Here is a 15,392-nt window from a genome sequence, read left to right as displayed (position 1 = left end):
GCTATGCAAGTACATCTAAGTCATCACATAACATCTATAGATAGGCCGAACCGAGTTTTTCATCATATTAGAGGCAAGACACCAGGAGCGACAATTGTATTCTTTGCAGGCATACACGGCAATGAATTTGCAGGTGTTAATGCGTTAAATTCTGTATTATCAGTATTGAATGAAGATGAAGTTTCAGGTGAAATTATAGGTGTTTATGGCAATATAAAAGCGCTTAAAGCCAACAAACGTTTTATTGCCCAAGACTTAAATCGCGTTTGGACCTCAAAACATTTAGAGGACTTAAAACATCAAGAAAACCCTAAAAATGAATTGCTGGAACAAAGGGATCTATTCAAGTTTATTGATGGCTTATTGGCTTCTACTGACCAACCGATTTATTTCATTGACCTCCATACCACATCGAGTAAAACATTGCCATTTATTACGATTAACGATGCTATGATTAATCGAAAATTCTCAACATGTTTTGGTATTCCGGTGGTTTTAGGCATTGAGGAGTATCTTGATGGCCCACTTTTAAGTTATCTAAATACCTTAGGCTACGTGTCATTAGGTTTTGAATCTGGTCAGCATGAAGACCCCGCAGCCATAAAAAACTGTGAGGCCTTTATTTTCTTGGCTCTTGGGCATGCAGGACTACTAAAACAGCCAGATCAAAAAAAAGTGAAATGGTATCAAAACGTGTTAAAATTGGCTACCAAAGACATCAGCACCACCTTCGAAGTTATTTATAAGTATGATATAAAACCCAACGAAGACTTTAAGATGTTAAATGGTTTTGTAAGCTTTCAGTATATAAAAAAAGGAACACATTTGGCAAATTCCGACGATCAACCCATACACGCTCAGTATACAGCGAAGTTGTTTATGCCCTTATATCAAAAAACAGGAAGTGACGGTTTTTTTATTATTAGACATATACCGAGGTTCTTTCTAAAACTTTCGGAATTTCTGAGAAACATAAAAGCAGACGAATTACTTACCTTTTTACCTGGAATTACGTGGTATAATAAAGCAGAAGGGATTCTTAAAGCCAATCTAACGGTAGCACGCTTTTTAACTAAGTCGATATTTCACTTATTTGGATATAGAAACAAACAACTCGACCAAACCCATTTACTACTGTATAACAGAGAGCGTGTTTCTAGAAAAACCATGTATAAGAATGAGAAGTGGTATTAAAAAAGCCACAGTAGTTAAACTGTGGCCTTTTTGCTTTTATTCTTTTGTAAAAGTATTATTATCGCGATTGACATCGGCCATCATCTGAGATGGATCTATTTCAACAGACTTTACAGTTTTATTGGCGCTAAACGTATAAGAAGGCATGGCCCAAGCCCAATCATCAATTATAGTTGCTGAAGTTGGTTTTTCGCCACGCATCATCTGTAGCGGAATATAAAAGTCTTCCTTTGAGCCGTCCGTATAAGTCACCGAAAGGTCTATAGGCATTGGCATCAAACCTATACGTTCAAGTGTAACCGTATCACCTTCAACGGATTTCACACCATAGTCTATAGTATTGGTCGTTTGGGCAAAATCGATTAAGTACCAATCGAGCTCAAGGTCGGTAATGCGTTCGGCGGTTCTTATAATATCCATAGGTTTGGGATGCTTAAACGCAAAATCCTTAAAGAATCTTTTTATGGTTTTCTTCAAATTGTCTTCACCAATTACATAACCTAATTGCGTCATAAATACTGCTCCTTTACTATACGCCGCGGCTCCATAAACTTGATTGTATTTATAGCGGTCAGCATGGGTGGTTAAAGGTTGTTCGTAACCAGAATTAGCAACACCAATATAACTCATGTAAGATCGCGACTGCGGGTTTTTTAGCTTGTTTTCTCTTAGCTCATTTTCAGCCAAACTCGATATATATACCGTGAAACCTTCGTCCATCCATTCGTGTTTAGCTTCATTGGTGGCCAATAAAAATTGAAACCAGGTATGAGCCATCTCATGAGCTGTAACCCCCAACAAACTTCCATAATTGCGCTGACCAGTAACCAATGTACACATAGCGTATTCCATACCTCCGTCACCACCTTGAATCACTGAATATTGGTCATAGGGATATTGACCAATGTTTTCGCTGAAGTAGGTCATTAGTTTAGCGGTATCTGCTTGTAATTTTTTCCAATTCTCGAGATATTGAGGTTCTAGGGTCTTTTTATAATAAAAATGTAAATCAGGACCATTGGGCATTTCTAAGGTATCGTGAATAAAATCAGGATCTGCAGCCCATGTAAAGTCATGTACTTTAGGTGCTTTAAAGTGAAGTGTCTTTTTTCCTGATCTTACTTTAGGTGCTCCTTGCAGGTAACCGGTACCACCAACAACATAATTTTCGTCAATAGTCAATTTAATATCAAAATTTCCCCAAACGCCATAAAATTCGCGCCCTATATAGGGGTCGGCATGCCAGCCCTCATCATCATATTCTGCTAATTTAGGATACCATTGAGTCATAGATAGTGCCACACCTTCTTTATTGTTTCTACCAGAACGACGAATTTGAACAGGTACTTGAGCATCAAAATCCATATTAAAAGTCACCTTTTCACCAGGCTGAATCGGTTGATTCAATTGTACTTCTAAGACCGTACCTACAGTTTCGTGAGCAACCGCTTTTCCATTTTGTTTTAAGGAATTAACCTTAATATATCCAATTTCATGGGGCAGAAGTTTACTAATGCGATCACCGACTCTAGGATCTGGATCTTGGATAGTGCGCGAACGCACATCCATTTCACTTCCAGGTTGAAAGGCATTAAAATATAAATGGTAATACACCCTATTTAATACGTCTGGAGAATTATTGGTGTAGACTAATTTTTGCTTGCCTTTATATTGAAACGTGTTGACATCCATGTTAATTTCCATGGTGTAATCCGCATGTTGTTGCCAATATCCTTTAGCTGAAACAACGTTGGATTGAACACTATTCTCAGGAGAGGTTTCTTTTGCAGCACAAGACAATACAAAGACCAGACTAAATAAACTTAATAGAATATGTTTCATATTACCTAATTTTTGAGGCCATAATTAGTGCATTGAAAGCATTAGCGATTCTACCAGATTTTGACAAATCCGCGAAGGGCTTTACATCAGATGCGTCTCCAGCCACGACCACTTTAGTGGTTAATGGTAAACCAGAATCCAAAATGACTTGTTTTACTTGAGCTGCACTAAGCTTAGGATATTGTGAACGCACTAAAGCAGCGATACCGGCAACACCTGGTGCAGCCATAGACGTTCCATTTTTAAAGTCGTATTCATTTTCTGGAGTTGTAGAATATACAGCCGAACCCGGGGCAAAAATATCGACATTTTTTTGTCCATAATTAGAAAACCCTGAGACCATTTTAGAACCGTATTTTTGAGTTAAAGAACCTACTCTAATATAAGTGTCTGATATCTCGACAAAATTCACATTATCATCTGGGAAGTTGGGCTCAACATCGACATTGTTACTATCATTTCCTGCGGCATGTACAAACACAACATCATTATCTGAGGCATATTTTATAGCATCCCTAACCCATGCTGAATGGGGTGAAAATGATTTTCCGAAACTGCCGTTAATTACTTTTGCCCCATTATCAACTGCATAGCGAATGGCTAAAGCAACGTCCTTGTCATATTCATCGCCATTGGGTATAACACGCAATGCCATAATCTCCACATTATTGGCAACTCCGTTTGCGCCTTTACCATTGTTGCGTTCAGCAGCGATAATACCCGCGACATGGGTGCCATGGGCTTCAGACTTTTTTACGTGCTTCACATTGCCATTTCCATAGCCCGTATCAGATAAATCATTGATATCATCCGATGTTTTTCTACCCGAGAAATCGATATTGAGATGATAATTAAGACGCTCATTAACCTGTTCTTGAATATTCTTAATCTCTTTTACAGCCTCAGCCATAGATAAGTCATTAGCACCGACATTATTTGCGATTTGAATCGCTTGTTTTACATTTTGATCATCAGATTCTATCTTATTGACCTCGGCCATCGTGTAATCGTCTTTGCCCAATGTCGTCTTTAAGGTTTCATGAGCATTGTTAATCACTTGTGCTATTTGGTCGTATTGGGTTTTTCTGTCTGAATACTTATTATATTCTTCCTCATGCAATTTTTGGGCTTCGGCATACCTTGGGTTGGAGGTTTCCTTATTGGCCAGCATACGCACGTATTCTAATTGTTCGTCATGAGTATCGCCTAAAAAATTCCAGCCATGAATGTCATCTACATAACCGTTTTTATCATCATCTTTTCCGTTATTAGGCACTTCTTTCTTATTCGTCCAGATAACATCGTCCAAGTCTTCGTGGTCAATGTCGATCCCAGAATCGATAACCGCTACAATGACCTTCTTACCTTTCTTCCCCTTAATAATTTCTTCGTAGGCTCTATCGACTGCCATACCGGGAACGGTATCTCGCTCTAAATCCAAGTGTCCCCAATTTTTCTTCTCAGCTTCTGTTAAATCAGTAACTTTTAAAGGCGAGGTGTCAATATTTTCAATAGGTGTAGATATAATGTTAGCCGTGCCACAACCCAGTAATAGCAGGGTAGAAAACAAGTATAACAAATGTTTATTGTTAAATTTCATATGGTAAGTGTTTAATGTTTAACTAAATATTTCGTTACAAGTATAAGTGTCGTTGAGCCTAACGCCCTTTTCGGTATGTTTTACCGTAATGATCTCATTATGGGCATCGTGTTCTAAGAAGAGATAAAAATTATGGTCTGCGGCCATATTTAAAAACACCTCTTTTTCATCCAATGTTAACAAAGGTCTTGTATCGTACCCCATAACAAATGGTAATGGCAAATGACCAACAGTAGGTAACAAGTCGGCCATAAAGCAAATGGTTTTTCCTTTATAATTAATCATTGGTATCATTTGTTTATCCGTATGTCCATCGGCAAAAAAAATATCAAACCCTAACTCAGAATTTTTTAAAATTCTATGCTCAGGAAGAGACACAAACTTCAGTTGGCCACTATCTTCCATAGGTAAAATGTTTTCTTTCAAAAATGATGCCTTTTCTCTTCTGTTCGGTTTTGTTGCCCATTCCCAATGGTCAGCATTGCTCCAAAAATGGGCATTCTTAAAAGCGGGTTCATAACCTGTTCTATCCTTGTTCCATTGAATGCTACCGCCACAGTGATCGAAATGTAGATGGGTCATAAATACATCGGTAACATCATCCCTATGGAAGCCATATTTAGCGAGTGATTTATCAATGGTATCGTTACCCCAAAGAAAGTAATACCCATAGAACTTATCACTTTGTTTGTTGCCCATACCAGTATCGATGAGTATCAAGCGATCTCCATCTTCGATAAGCAAACAGCGTGCAGCAATATCAATCATGTTATTAGCATCGGCCGGATTGGTACGTTGCCATAAAGACTTAGGAACTACACCAAACATAGCGCCACCATCGAGCTTAAAATTTCCTGCGTTTATAGGGAGCAATTGCATAGACGCGCAATTTACCAAATTAGCTTGTAATACCTCCTCCTCCTTATGATTTTATTAGGATTTTTTGGGTTGTAAAAAAAAAGCTATTTTCGAAATGTTTAAAAAACTGAAACATGGTTGAATTAGCAGGTATTATAATTCTTGGAATTTTGGCGCAATGGGTCGCATGGAAATTTAAGATTCCAGCTATTTTGCCTTTAATTCTAATCGGTTTGCTTGTTGGTCCTATCGCTGCCGAATTTATAACTGACGACGGCTCAAAGTGGATAGAGCCCATTTGGAACGGCAAAAAAGGTTTATTTCCTGGTGAAGGCCTGTTTTACTTTGTGTCCCTAGCCATTAGTATTATTCTTTTTGAAGGCGGATTAACCTTAAAGCGAAGCGAAATCAGGAATGTAGGTCCAGTAATCACCAAATTAATAACGCTTGGTGCAGCAGTTACTTTTTTTGGAGCGGCCGTTTTAGCCCGCTATCTATTTGGTCTCACTTGGGACTTATGTTTTTTATTTTCCGGATTAATAATCGTTACAGGGCCCACAGTTATAACACCAATTTTAAGAAACATCCCTTTAAAACGCGACGTATCAGCGGTTTTAAAGTGGGAAGGTATTTTAATTGATCCCATAGGAGCTTTAGTAGCGGTTTTGGTGTTTGAGTTTATATCTGTTGGAGGAGAAGTAGGCTTTACAAAAACAGCACTTATTCAATTTGGTAAGATTGTTCTTTCTGGAACTGCTTTCGGATTTACTTTTGCCCACGCTTTAGTTTTTGCTATCAATAAAAAGTTTATTCCGCATTATTTATTAAATGTGGTCTCGTTATCTGTGGTGCTTTTAGTTTTTATAGAATCTGAAATTTTTGCCCACGAGTCGGGTTTATTGGCTGTTGTGGTCATGGGTATGGTTATTGGTAATAGTAAGCTAGATAATATCAAAGAACTACTCTATTTTAAAGAGTCATTAAGTGTTCTACTTATTTCTATACTCTTTATACTGTTAGCGGCCAATATAAATTATCAGGATTTAAGGCTACTTTATGGTTGGGAAACCTTATGGTTGTTTTTAGCAGTTGTATTGGTCATTAGACCTTTGGCTGTATTTTTTAGCGCACAAGGCTCAAAACTAAAGATGAACGAAAAAATGTTTATCAGTTGGGTGGGACCGCGAGGGATTGTGGCCGCCGGTATTGCATCGCTTTTTGGAAGCAAGCTTAGGGCCGAAGATGTGGCTGGTGCAGAATTTATAACGCCCTTGGTATTTATGATTGTTTTAGGAACGGTTTTGTTGAATGCCACAACAGCACGGATATTTGCGAAAATCTCGGGTGTGTTCTTAACTAAATCTGAAGGGATTTTAATTATTGGAGCCTCTAAAGTATCGCGTTTGGTCGCCCAATATTTAATTGATAATGGACGGCATGTGGTTTTGGTAGATAGTAATCAAAATAATGTCAATGAAGCTGAGAAAATGGGTATTGAAGCTCATACAGAAAACATCTATTCGGACACTATCAAGGATAATATTGAGTTTAGCGATATAGGTTATTTATTGGCGTTAACCGGAAATGCGGATATTAATCGCTATGCAGTTGAAAAATTTGGAGCACAGTTTGGTGAAAATGGTTCTTTTAGATTAGCGTCTAAAGCCGAATTGGAAAATGGCTCTATTTCTCCTGAGGATGGTGTTTTTACCTTATCGGACGATTTTAATAACCTCATACAGGTTTCGGAAAACTATCCTGACATACGAGAAGTCGCGGTCAAAGATTTGGAATCTTACAATACGACTTTAGAGCATATAAAGTCCGACAAAGATCAAATTCCGTTGTTTCTAAAAACAAGTAAAGATGTCATACATATTATTCCATCTTTAGACGATGATGTAGAAAAAGAAATCGACTCAAAGAGTAGATTGGTTTATCTGGGGAAACAGCTAACAACGTAAAAGCTCAATAAATGTTAGATTATTGAGCCTTAGCCGCTTAATGATTTAGTTGCCGTGCATCATTAGTATTTAACGATTTTTTTAATGACTTGCTTTCCATTAGGATCAGTGATTTCCAATAGGTAAATTCCGTTTTTTAGGTATTGAATATCTAATTCGCTAGAACGTGTTTCAAGAATTTCTCTACCGTTTATATCATAAAGGGTAATTTTTGAAATCTCAGAGCTATTGACAAAAACATAACCGCGTGTTGGATTAGGGTAAACCGCAATCGGATTTAATTCAAATCCACCTGTGGAAAGGGTTTCATTAGTTACGCTAAGCACAAGTTCATTGTTATTTCGGCAGGTCACACTGAAGTCGTAAGTAAACCCGCCAAAATCTGCTGATACCATGGCAGGAAGATTACAAGAATTAATGGTTCCTGTGGTCGTGGCGATAATAAATTCATCATTGATATCAGCATCAAAATTTAAGGTAACCTGAAGGGCGCCATTGAAATCTGCGTTCCCTGTTATTGCTAAGAGATCATATTGCGTGCCTTGAGCTAATCCGTCGAGTTCTATGTCCAAAACAGCGTTGGCTGTAGACTCGTAGTCACCATCAACATTCAAAGTTCCTGGTGACGCACCAGGCGCAAAAGTACCATCATTGGTATAATTAGAGGTAAGGGGAAGTTCTACTTCGCCAACACCCTTTATGACGCCATTTATAAGGTTAAAAAACGGAAAGGAATTATTTCCAATATCTAATATACCCGATTGTACGTCAATAGTTCCTGAATTGTTTAGTTCAATTAGTATTCGTGCCGTACCAGTTGTGGTTGTTCGCCGGATCAATCCTGAGTTATTTAAAACATTAGAAGTACCAGCAGAGCGGGTAATATTTCCTTCATTGAATTGCATATCGATAATACCCGAAGCTTGATTGTTTATAATACCCTGATTGATTAACACGTCACCGCCGCTTGTAATGTTAATTATTCCGGCATTGTTAAATGTCGTATCGCCTTGAATAATTTTAGCTCCTGTCGTGGTTAAATTAATGGTGCTTTGGTTGGTTAAAACACCACCGCCATCTAGACTTCCTACCATCCAGTTAATAGTACCAGACCCTGAAAAATTGAGCGTAGTGGAAACAGGAACATCGAGGATATCATTCCAGTTGAGCTCGCCGTCTACCGTTCCACTTAAAACCCCGAATAAGGTCATATCAGTATCCCAGTCCATGACAGCTCCTGCAAATACATTATAAATGCCGTCTGTTAAGCTTTTGTCATTTGTAATGAGCGTTAGTGTGCCACTTTCTACCTGGATAGTACCATTGTTATTGTTGAACGTGCAACTGATTTGAGCGTCTCCGGTAGAACTTGTGCGCTGTATAAACCCTGAGTTATTTAGCGTACCCACACCAACGGATTGCATAATGTTACCACCATTGGTTTGCATATCGATAATACCCGAAGCACTGTTGTTTAAAACACTATCGCTTTGAATGGATAGATCTCCAGAACCTATAATATTTAAGGTTCCATTATTGTTTAGGGTTGTATTATCTTGAATAGGTTTATTTGGAGTCCCCGTTAAATTAATGGTGCTTTCATTGGTTAATATTCCACCACCTTCCAAATTGCCGCTGGTCCAATTAAAGTTGCCTCCTCCAGTAAAATTAAAAGTGGCTGATACAGGAACCTCAATAGTGCTACTCCAATTTAAATCACCTTCAACAGTCCCCATCAAAAACCCTGAAACGGTAATAGCGGTGTCCCAATCTAAAACCGTACCTGCAGAAACAACATAAGAACCTCCTGTAAAGTTTTTATCACCAAAACCTGTAATGCCCAAGGTACCGCTATCGACTTGTATAATACCACCATTATTATTGAATTCGATGGTCTCTATTCGCGCTTCCCCAGAGGACGTACTTCTTCTAATAAGACCCTCATTATTTAAGATAGAAAGTCCAGCAAGGTTATCAATATCACCATCATCTGCGCCCATATCAATAATTCCGTCAAACTCGTTATTGAGAACCGTATTATCTTGAAGGAATAAATCGCCAGAGCCTGAGATATTAATGGTGCCGTTGTTGTTTACAATAGATGAGCTAACAAAGGATTTGTCCCCACCTGATGTTAAGTTCATAGTGCCTTGGTTGACCAAAAGCGGGCAATCAATGGACCCACTGGCCCAATTAACCGTTGTTCCCGTCTCAAAAAATGAAGGTTGATTGCTAAAGAAGCTGCCACCGTCTATGTTAAGAATAGCACTACCCTTAAGCTCTAAGGATTGACAGGAGGCCACACCCATAATTGTCACAGTAAAACCGGCTGGGATTTCAACATTATCCATTGCCGTTGGAATTGTAGTGGAACTCCAATTGTTAGCAGTGTTCCAGTTGATGTCTCCACCACCACCGGTCCAGATAATCTGAGAAGAGGAAACTAACGAGGCAAATAAAAAGACGAGCAAGGGTAATTTTGTTGTCATAACTATAGTATTAGAAATTGAAATGTTTTTAATAAGTCCTTGCCTAGTTTACTAAGCAAGGACTATCCACATATTATGGCTAAGAGTAGCTAACCATATTCTATTTCTTAAGGAAACCTAAATGGATAAATAACGGTGTTAGAAATCATAATATGTGGATTTTGATTTCAGATAAAATTATTTCGAAAACCAATAGGCACCTGTAAAATGTGACGAATGGTAAAAAAAATAAAGTGGATGGTAAGCCTTACTATTTAAGGCTGCCTTTAAAGCTTCGAGATAACGGAGTTTCAACATCCGGTTTTATAAAAACCGAAGCACTATTAGCCGAAATAATGTAGTTTTTGTTAACGATATAAGAGCGATGTGTTCTAATAAAATTTGGTGGTAATTGCGCTTCTAAAAGTTTCAGTTTATTGCGATCAATAAGTGTTTTATCTAGCGTATAAAATTCCAGATAATTGCCTGCGGCTTTGATATACTTTAAATCTTTAAGGTAGACTTTGGTTTTGTTATTTAATAGGATAAATTCTTGTTCGACTTTTTTAGCAATAACCGCTTTTTCTTGTTCCACTTGAGAAATTCGCTTGCGATATGTTTTTAATCGCTTAAATAGCCAAACAAGTCCTAAAAAAGATAATATATAGAGTAAGTAAGCTGTTTTAGTTCTCCAGTATGGGGGTCTAATCGTAATTTCTAAAAAATCGCCCTCTGTATTCCATATACCATCGCTATTGGCGGCATTCACCTTAAATGTATAATTGCCAACAGGCAGCTTTACGTATCGAGCCGTGTTGGGCTTATTGGCTGTAACCCAATTTGGGTCGCGACCTTCCATGATATACCTATAGCTATTCTGAGGTGGATTGGTATAATTAAGTCCCACATAGTCAAGCTCAATCGTGTTGTGTTGCCATGGTAATGTGATGTCGCCGTTAAAATCTGGAATAGAAAATGTAGAATCCGAAGTCGCTATGCGTAAATCAGTTATATGTACATACGGCCTATTTGGATTATCTTTTTTAATCAGCTCAGGATTAAATGTCGTGATGCCTTTGGCACCACCCAACCAGATGTTATTCGAAGCGTCTTTAATGACTGATTTTCTATTAAATTCAGCATTCTTTAACCCGTCAATTGTAGTGTAGTATTTTGTTTTTTCGTTGTCTGGATCATAACTTTTAATGCCTTTATCAGAGCCCAACCAAAATGTTCCGGAGGTATCTTCTGTAATACTAAAAACCACTTGATTATCCTCTATAACAGGCTCTATAAACATGTCTTTTATGTCAAGTTTATATAAACCGTCATTAGTACCAATCCAAAGCATATTTTCTGAAACATACAAATCCCAAATAGGTGAGACGAATTCTTGTGTATTGCCTTTTAAATATAGTTTAGAAATGCCCTGTGAGCTTATATCAAACCTAAATAACCCTTGGCTTTCTGTGGCGATAAAAATGGAACCATCCAAAGCAATTATTTTCTGAATACCAGGGTATTTTATTTCGACATCCAATGGAAAAGACGCTAATAATTCGCCTTGTTTTTTATCGACTTTATGAATACCTCTGTGTGATGCAACCCATAGAAAAGGCATATCGGTGTCAAGTAAAGTAAAAGACACCTCTTCATCATTTTCTGTGAGTGGAATAAGGACCTTTTTATAAACTGAGGTTTTCGGGTCCAGGCATAGTAACCCATTATTGGTGGCCATCCAAAGCGGAAAACTACTTTCAGAAACTGTTTCCATGTCCCAAATAAACAGGCCTTGTTGCGGAAATGCTTTTGGCAAAATAATTTCTTTGAACTCTCTCATGTCATTAGGTCTAAAGTAAAGCCCTTTACCTAAAGCATTAGCATATATGCCATCCTTGTCTGCGTGAAGTCCCATAATAATATCATCCAATTCTTCAACAACGTCATGGTGCTTGAAGACTTTTCGATATGGGTCATAATGAAAGACACCTCCAAGGGTTCCTACCCAAATCCCGCCAGCATTATCTTTATATAAACTTCGAATTTGGTTGATTAATGTGGAATTTCCTAGATAAATTTTGGATAAGGATTTTTTGTCAGAGTCATATTCAAATAAACCATTATTAGTGCCTATCCAAGATTTTTGAGTATCGATCTCTAGTAAATACTTTGGATTGATATGATTAGGTAATTGGGGTAAATACTTCAACCCATGAGAATCCGAATCAGCTTCAAAATTGTAAGGCACCCATAAGGATTTGGATTGGTCGCCATAGTGAACAGCACTGTGATTAAAGGCTTCTTCTCTTTTTGTTAAAACCTTAGATTTGATGTCGTAAGAAAAGATATTGCCCTTATCATCGCTCGCCCATATAATTTGATTTGCCAGGGTTAAGCCTAACATGTTCTTAGAAGTGTAAACGATGTTGGCCTCAGAAGTTTTAGGGTCGAAAACAACAATATGGTTAGAGGCATTCATCCATATATGTCCTGAGCGATCGAGATGCATTGACATGACCTCCCAATTTGCAATAGAAGCACCTTTAAGGTACGTTGGTTTTTCAAAAGATTGTGTTTTTTCATTAAAACGATTAAGTCCATTTTTTGTACCGAACCATAACTGTCCTTGTTCATCTTCTACAATGGATCTAATGACGTTCGAAGAAATCGAAGTGCTATCCTTTGAAGTGTGAAAATAGATCGTCATGGCATACCCATCATACTTGTTTAGCCCATTATTCGTAGCAATCCAAATATAGCCGTCCTTATCCTGATGAATATCGAAAACCACATTATTGGATAAGCCTTGTTCCGTCGTTATAGATTTAAAAAAATAAGAACTCTCGAGGTTTTGAGTACTTACATAAAAAGGAATGAATAATGCAATTGCCGTAATAAAACGTTTGATATCTCTATGTAAGCAATTTTTCACTAAAGAAAATTACAAAAAAGCTCGGTTGTTGACAACCGAGCCTTCTCCACTAAATATGATTAGACCGTATATCTAACCAAATATGTTCTAATTAGTGCTTAACTACTTTTTTTATGGCCGCCTGATTATGGTGTTCTACCCTAAAAAAATAAATGCCATTTTCTAGATGTTCAATTGAAAAATGAGTTTTAGTGGTTTCTAGGACTTCACGGCCATTGATGTCGTAGATTACGACCCTATCTACTGTGGTATTGGTAATAGACACAAAATCTTTGGTTGGATTAGGGTAAAGCTCAATTACCAGTTCATCTTCATCAGAAACAGCTAATGTTTGGTTAGTTACGGTTAAGACCAATTCTTCGTTATTGCGGCACTCGATGTCAAATTCATAGTCGAACCCACCAAAAGAAGCGATTAATGATGTGGGCAAATCGCATTGATCTATGGTATCTCCGGGGCCAGGTGTATTTAACACCACAAATTCATCATTAATGGAGGGCGCAAAGCCAAGAATAATGTCAATAGTTCCATCGAGATTGGCATCGCCGTCGATAGTAAGGAGATCGTAGTTAATACCTTGGTCGGTACCGTTTAGTTCTACCTGCAAAACTGAAGAAGCGCTTGACGTGTACTCATTCACAAGAGACAGTATTCCTGGTGAAGCGCCTGGTGCGAATGTACCATTATTAATAAAATCAGAAGGGTCACTTGTTAATGTTAGAGTTCCTGTACCTTTTATAACACCTGAAGCCTCATTGGTTAATGTACCAGACCCATTAATGGTTAGTATATTTTGAACAACATCAATGGTGCCAGAGTTACTGAGTTGAACGCTAATAATCGTACTTCCCGATGCAGCATTACTCAGCAAGGTACCAGCGTTATTAAACGTATTTGGGGAAACTCCGAAATTACTAAATCCAGAAGTGGAGGCTTGCAAGTCAATAATACCGCCAGGATTATTATTTAATGTTGAATTGGTAGCAATCGAAATGGTACCCCCAACAATTTGTCTTAATTCGCCATTGTTGGTTAATGTAGAACCGTTGCTAATACGCTTTGTTCCACCTGCGGTTTTTATGATTAAGTTTTCATTTGTGAGTGTCCCGCCACCTTCAATATTTCCACTGTTCCATGATATTGAACCATTTCCTGCAAAATTGAATGCTGCGGAACCCAATACCATGATGTCGTCATTCCAAAACAAATTGCCATCTAAGTTTCCGGTTAAATCACCAGTTATGTTTAAAGGAAACGCCCAAGCAAGCACACCGTTGGTATCGACGTTATAGGTTCCAGAATTTAGTGTTATACCATTGTAATTTAAATTCAATGTGCCATTGTCGACGTCAATAGTTCCATCATCATTAGTCATGTTTATTGAAATTACACAAGCATCTGTGCTAAGTGAAGGAGCCATTGTTATGGTACCCTGATTAATCAATACTCTTGTGTTGTCAACAATAGCTTGGGAAGCGATATTACAACCATTATCCAACAAGAACAGTTGTCCTGAAGGGTTATTGTTAATAGTACCATCAGCATCAATTAATAGGTCGCTCCCGTTTAATAAATTAATAATACCATCATTATTTAAAGTTGTACCATCTTCTATCGCCAAATTACCAGTTGTTAAGTTGATTGTACTTATGTTGGTAAGCGTTCCTCCTCCAGTTAAATCGCCGCCTGTATTGCTAATGGCATTACTGCCTGTAAAATTAAATACGGCTGACATAGCTACCGCAAAGTCACCAACCCAATTCAATGCTCCAGTAACCACACCCGTAAATGTACCTATGGCGTCAATGGATCCATTCCAATTCATAGTAGCATTCGCTGCTACATTAAATTCGCCACCCATAAAATTGGTGGCATCGGTGTTAATGTTTAATGTACCAGAGTCAACTTGAAATACCCCGTCAGTATTTATCAATTGACCACCAATTATTACAGCATCCATTGGCATTGGGAGAGAGACCTTTATCGTTCCAAAATTATTTAAGGTATTAGGTGGAAGTCCAGTATTTGTGATTTCAGATCCGGGAGATTGAAAATCAATAATTCCTGTACCAGAATTATTGAGAACACTGTTCGTACCAATAAGAATATTGCCGCCTCCAGAAAGATTGATCTCACCAGGGTTGTTTAGTACTACAGAACCGCTAAGGTCGAAGCTAGGAAATGATAAGTTAATAGTTCCACTGTTTAATAAAATTCCTGGTCCTATGAGATCTCCAGAAGTCCAGTTAACCACAACATTATCTTCGAATTCTGAATCAACAGCGATAGTGAGCGTTTCAGTGACGTTTAGCGTAGAGTTTCCCTGAACTTCAATAGAACGGATATTAGCAGGTGTGTCTAAAGTAACTACAAATCCGGTTGGAATCAGTACATCTTCTGTTGCGGTTGGAACTGTACCCGACCAATTATTTTCATTAGACCATAAATCGTCTTCAGTTCCTGTCCATACATTTTGAGAATACATTGAAATTGTAAGGCACAATGCAATGCCAAAGCATAGTTTTGTTTTCATA

Annotated in this window: 8 protein-coding genes; 2 read left to right on the top strand and 6 right to left on the bottom strand. The window is 37.9% G+C overall.

Annotation, left to right across the window (positions count from 1 at the left end; all coding sequences use genetic code 11):
- Nucleotides 1-3 precede the first annotated feature (3 nt).
- Nucleotides 4-1,194, top strand: a complete 1,191-nt coding sequence (locus ACO052_RS03475; protein WP_422106627.1) for a succinylglutamate desuccinylase/aspartoacylase family protein — start codon at nucleotides 4-6, stop codon at nucleotides 1,192-1,194.
- Between the two features lie 36 nt (nucleotides 1,195-1,230).
- Here the strand turns inward: ACO052_RS03475 and ACO052_RS03470 are convergent, their stop codons facing one another.
- Genes ACO052_RS03470 through ACO052_RS03460 form a run of 3 tightly spaced genes read right to left on the bottom strand, consistent with a single transcriptional unit; the run spans nucleotide 1,231 to nucleotide 5,515 of the window.
- Entirely contained in the window at nucleotides 1,231-3,036 is a 1,806-nt protein-coding gene (locus ACO052_RS03470) for a M1 family metallopeptidase (protein ID WP_422106626.1), read from the bottom strand.
- 1 nt (nucleotide 3,037) lies between these two features.
- Nucleotides 3,038-4,636 (bottom strand): S8 family peptidase, encoded by a 1,599-nt coding sequence (locus tag ACO052_RS03465; RefSeq protein WP_422106625.1) that lies wholly within the window; start codon nucleotides 4,634-4,636, stop codon nucleotides 3,038-3,040.
- 18 nt (nucleotides 4,637-4,654) lie between these two features.
- Nucleotides 4,655-5,515: an MBL fold metallo-hydrolase gene (locus tag ACO052_RS03460; RefSeq protein WP_422106624.1), complete on the bottom strand. Its 861-nt coding sequence runs from the start codon at nucleotides 5,513-5,515 to the stop codon at nucleotides 4,655-4,657.
- A gap of 113 nt (nucleotides 5,516-5,628) precedes the next feature.
- Between ACO052_RS03460 and ACO052_RS03455 the strand changes: the two genes are divergently transcribed.
- On the top strand, nucleotides 5,629-7,458 hold the full coding sequence (locus ACO052_RS03455) for a cation:proton antiporter (RefSeq protein WP_422106623.1): 1,830 nt from the start codon (nucleotides 5,629-5,631) through the stop codon (nucleotides 7,456-7,458).
- Nucleotides 7,459-7,520: 62 nt separating this feature from the next.
- Here ACO052_RS03455 and ACO052_RS03450 read toward each other — a convergent pair whose 3' ends face one another.
- The 3 genes from ACO052_RS03450 to ACO052_RS03440 all read right to left on the bottom strand — a co-directional run bounded on the left by ACO052_RS03450 (nucleotide 7,521) and on the right by ACO052_RS03440 (nucleotide 15,391).
- On the bottom strand, nucleotides 7,521-9,947 hold the full coding sequence (locus ACO052_RS03450) for a T9SS type A sorting domain-containing protein (RefSeq protein ID WP_422106622.1): 2,427 nt from the start codon (nucleotides 9,945-9,947) through the stop codon (nucleotides 7,521-7,523).
- A 250-nt stretch (nucleotides 9,948-10,197) separates the two neighbouring features.
- Entirely contained in the window at nucleotides 10,198-12,858 is a 2,661-nt protein-coding gene (locus ACO052_RS03445; protein ID WP_422106621.1) for a ligand-binding sensor domain-containing protein, read from the bottom strand.
- 91 nt (nucleotides 12,859-12,949) lie between these two features.
- Nucleotides 12,950-15,391: a T9SS type A sorting domain-containing protein gene (locus tag ACO052_RS03440; protein ID WP_422106620.1), complete on the bottom strand. Its 2,442-nt coding sequence runs from the start codon at nucleotides 15,389-15,391 to the stop codon at nucleotides 12,950-12,952.
- Nucleotide 15,392: the final 1 nt, after the last annotated feature.

Source organism: Winogradskyella sp., from assembly GCF_965228925.1.
In the GTDB taxonomy this organism is placed as follows: Bacteria; Bacteroidota; Bacteroidia; order Flavobacteriales; family Flavobacteriaceae; genus Winogradskyella.
This window is presented reverse-complemented; position numbering and strand designations above follow the sequence as displayed.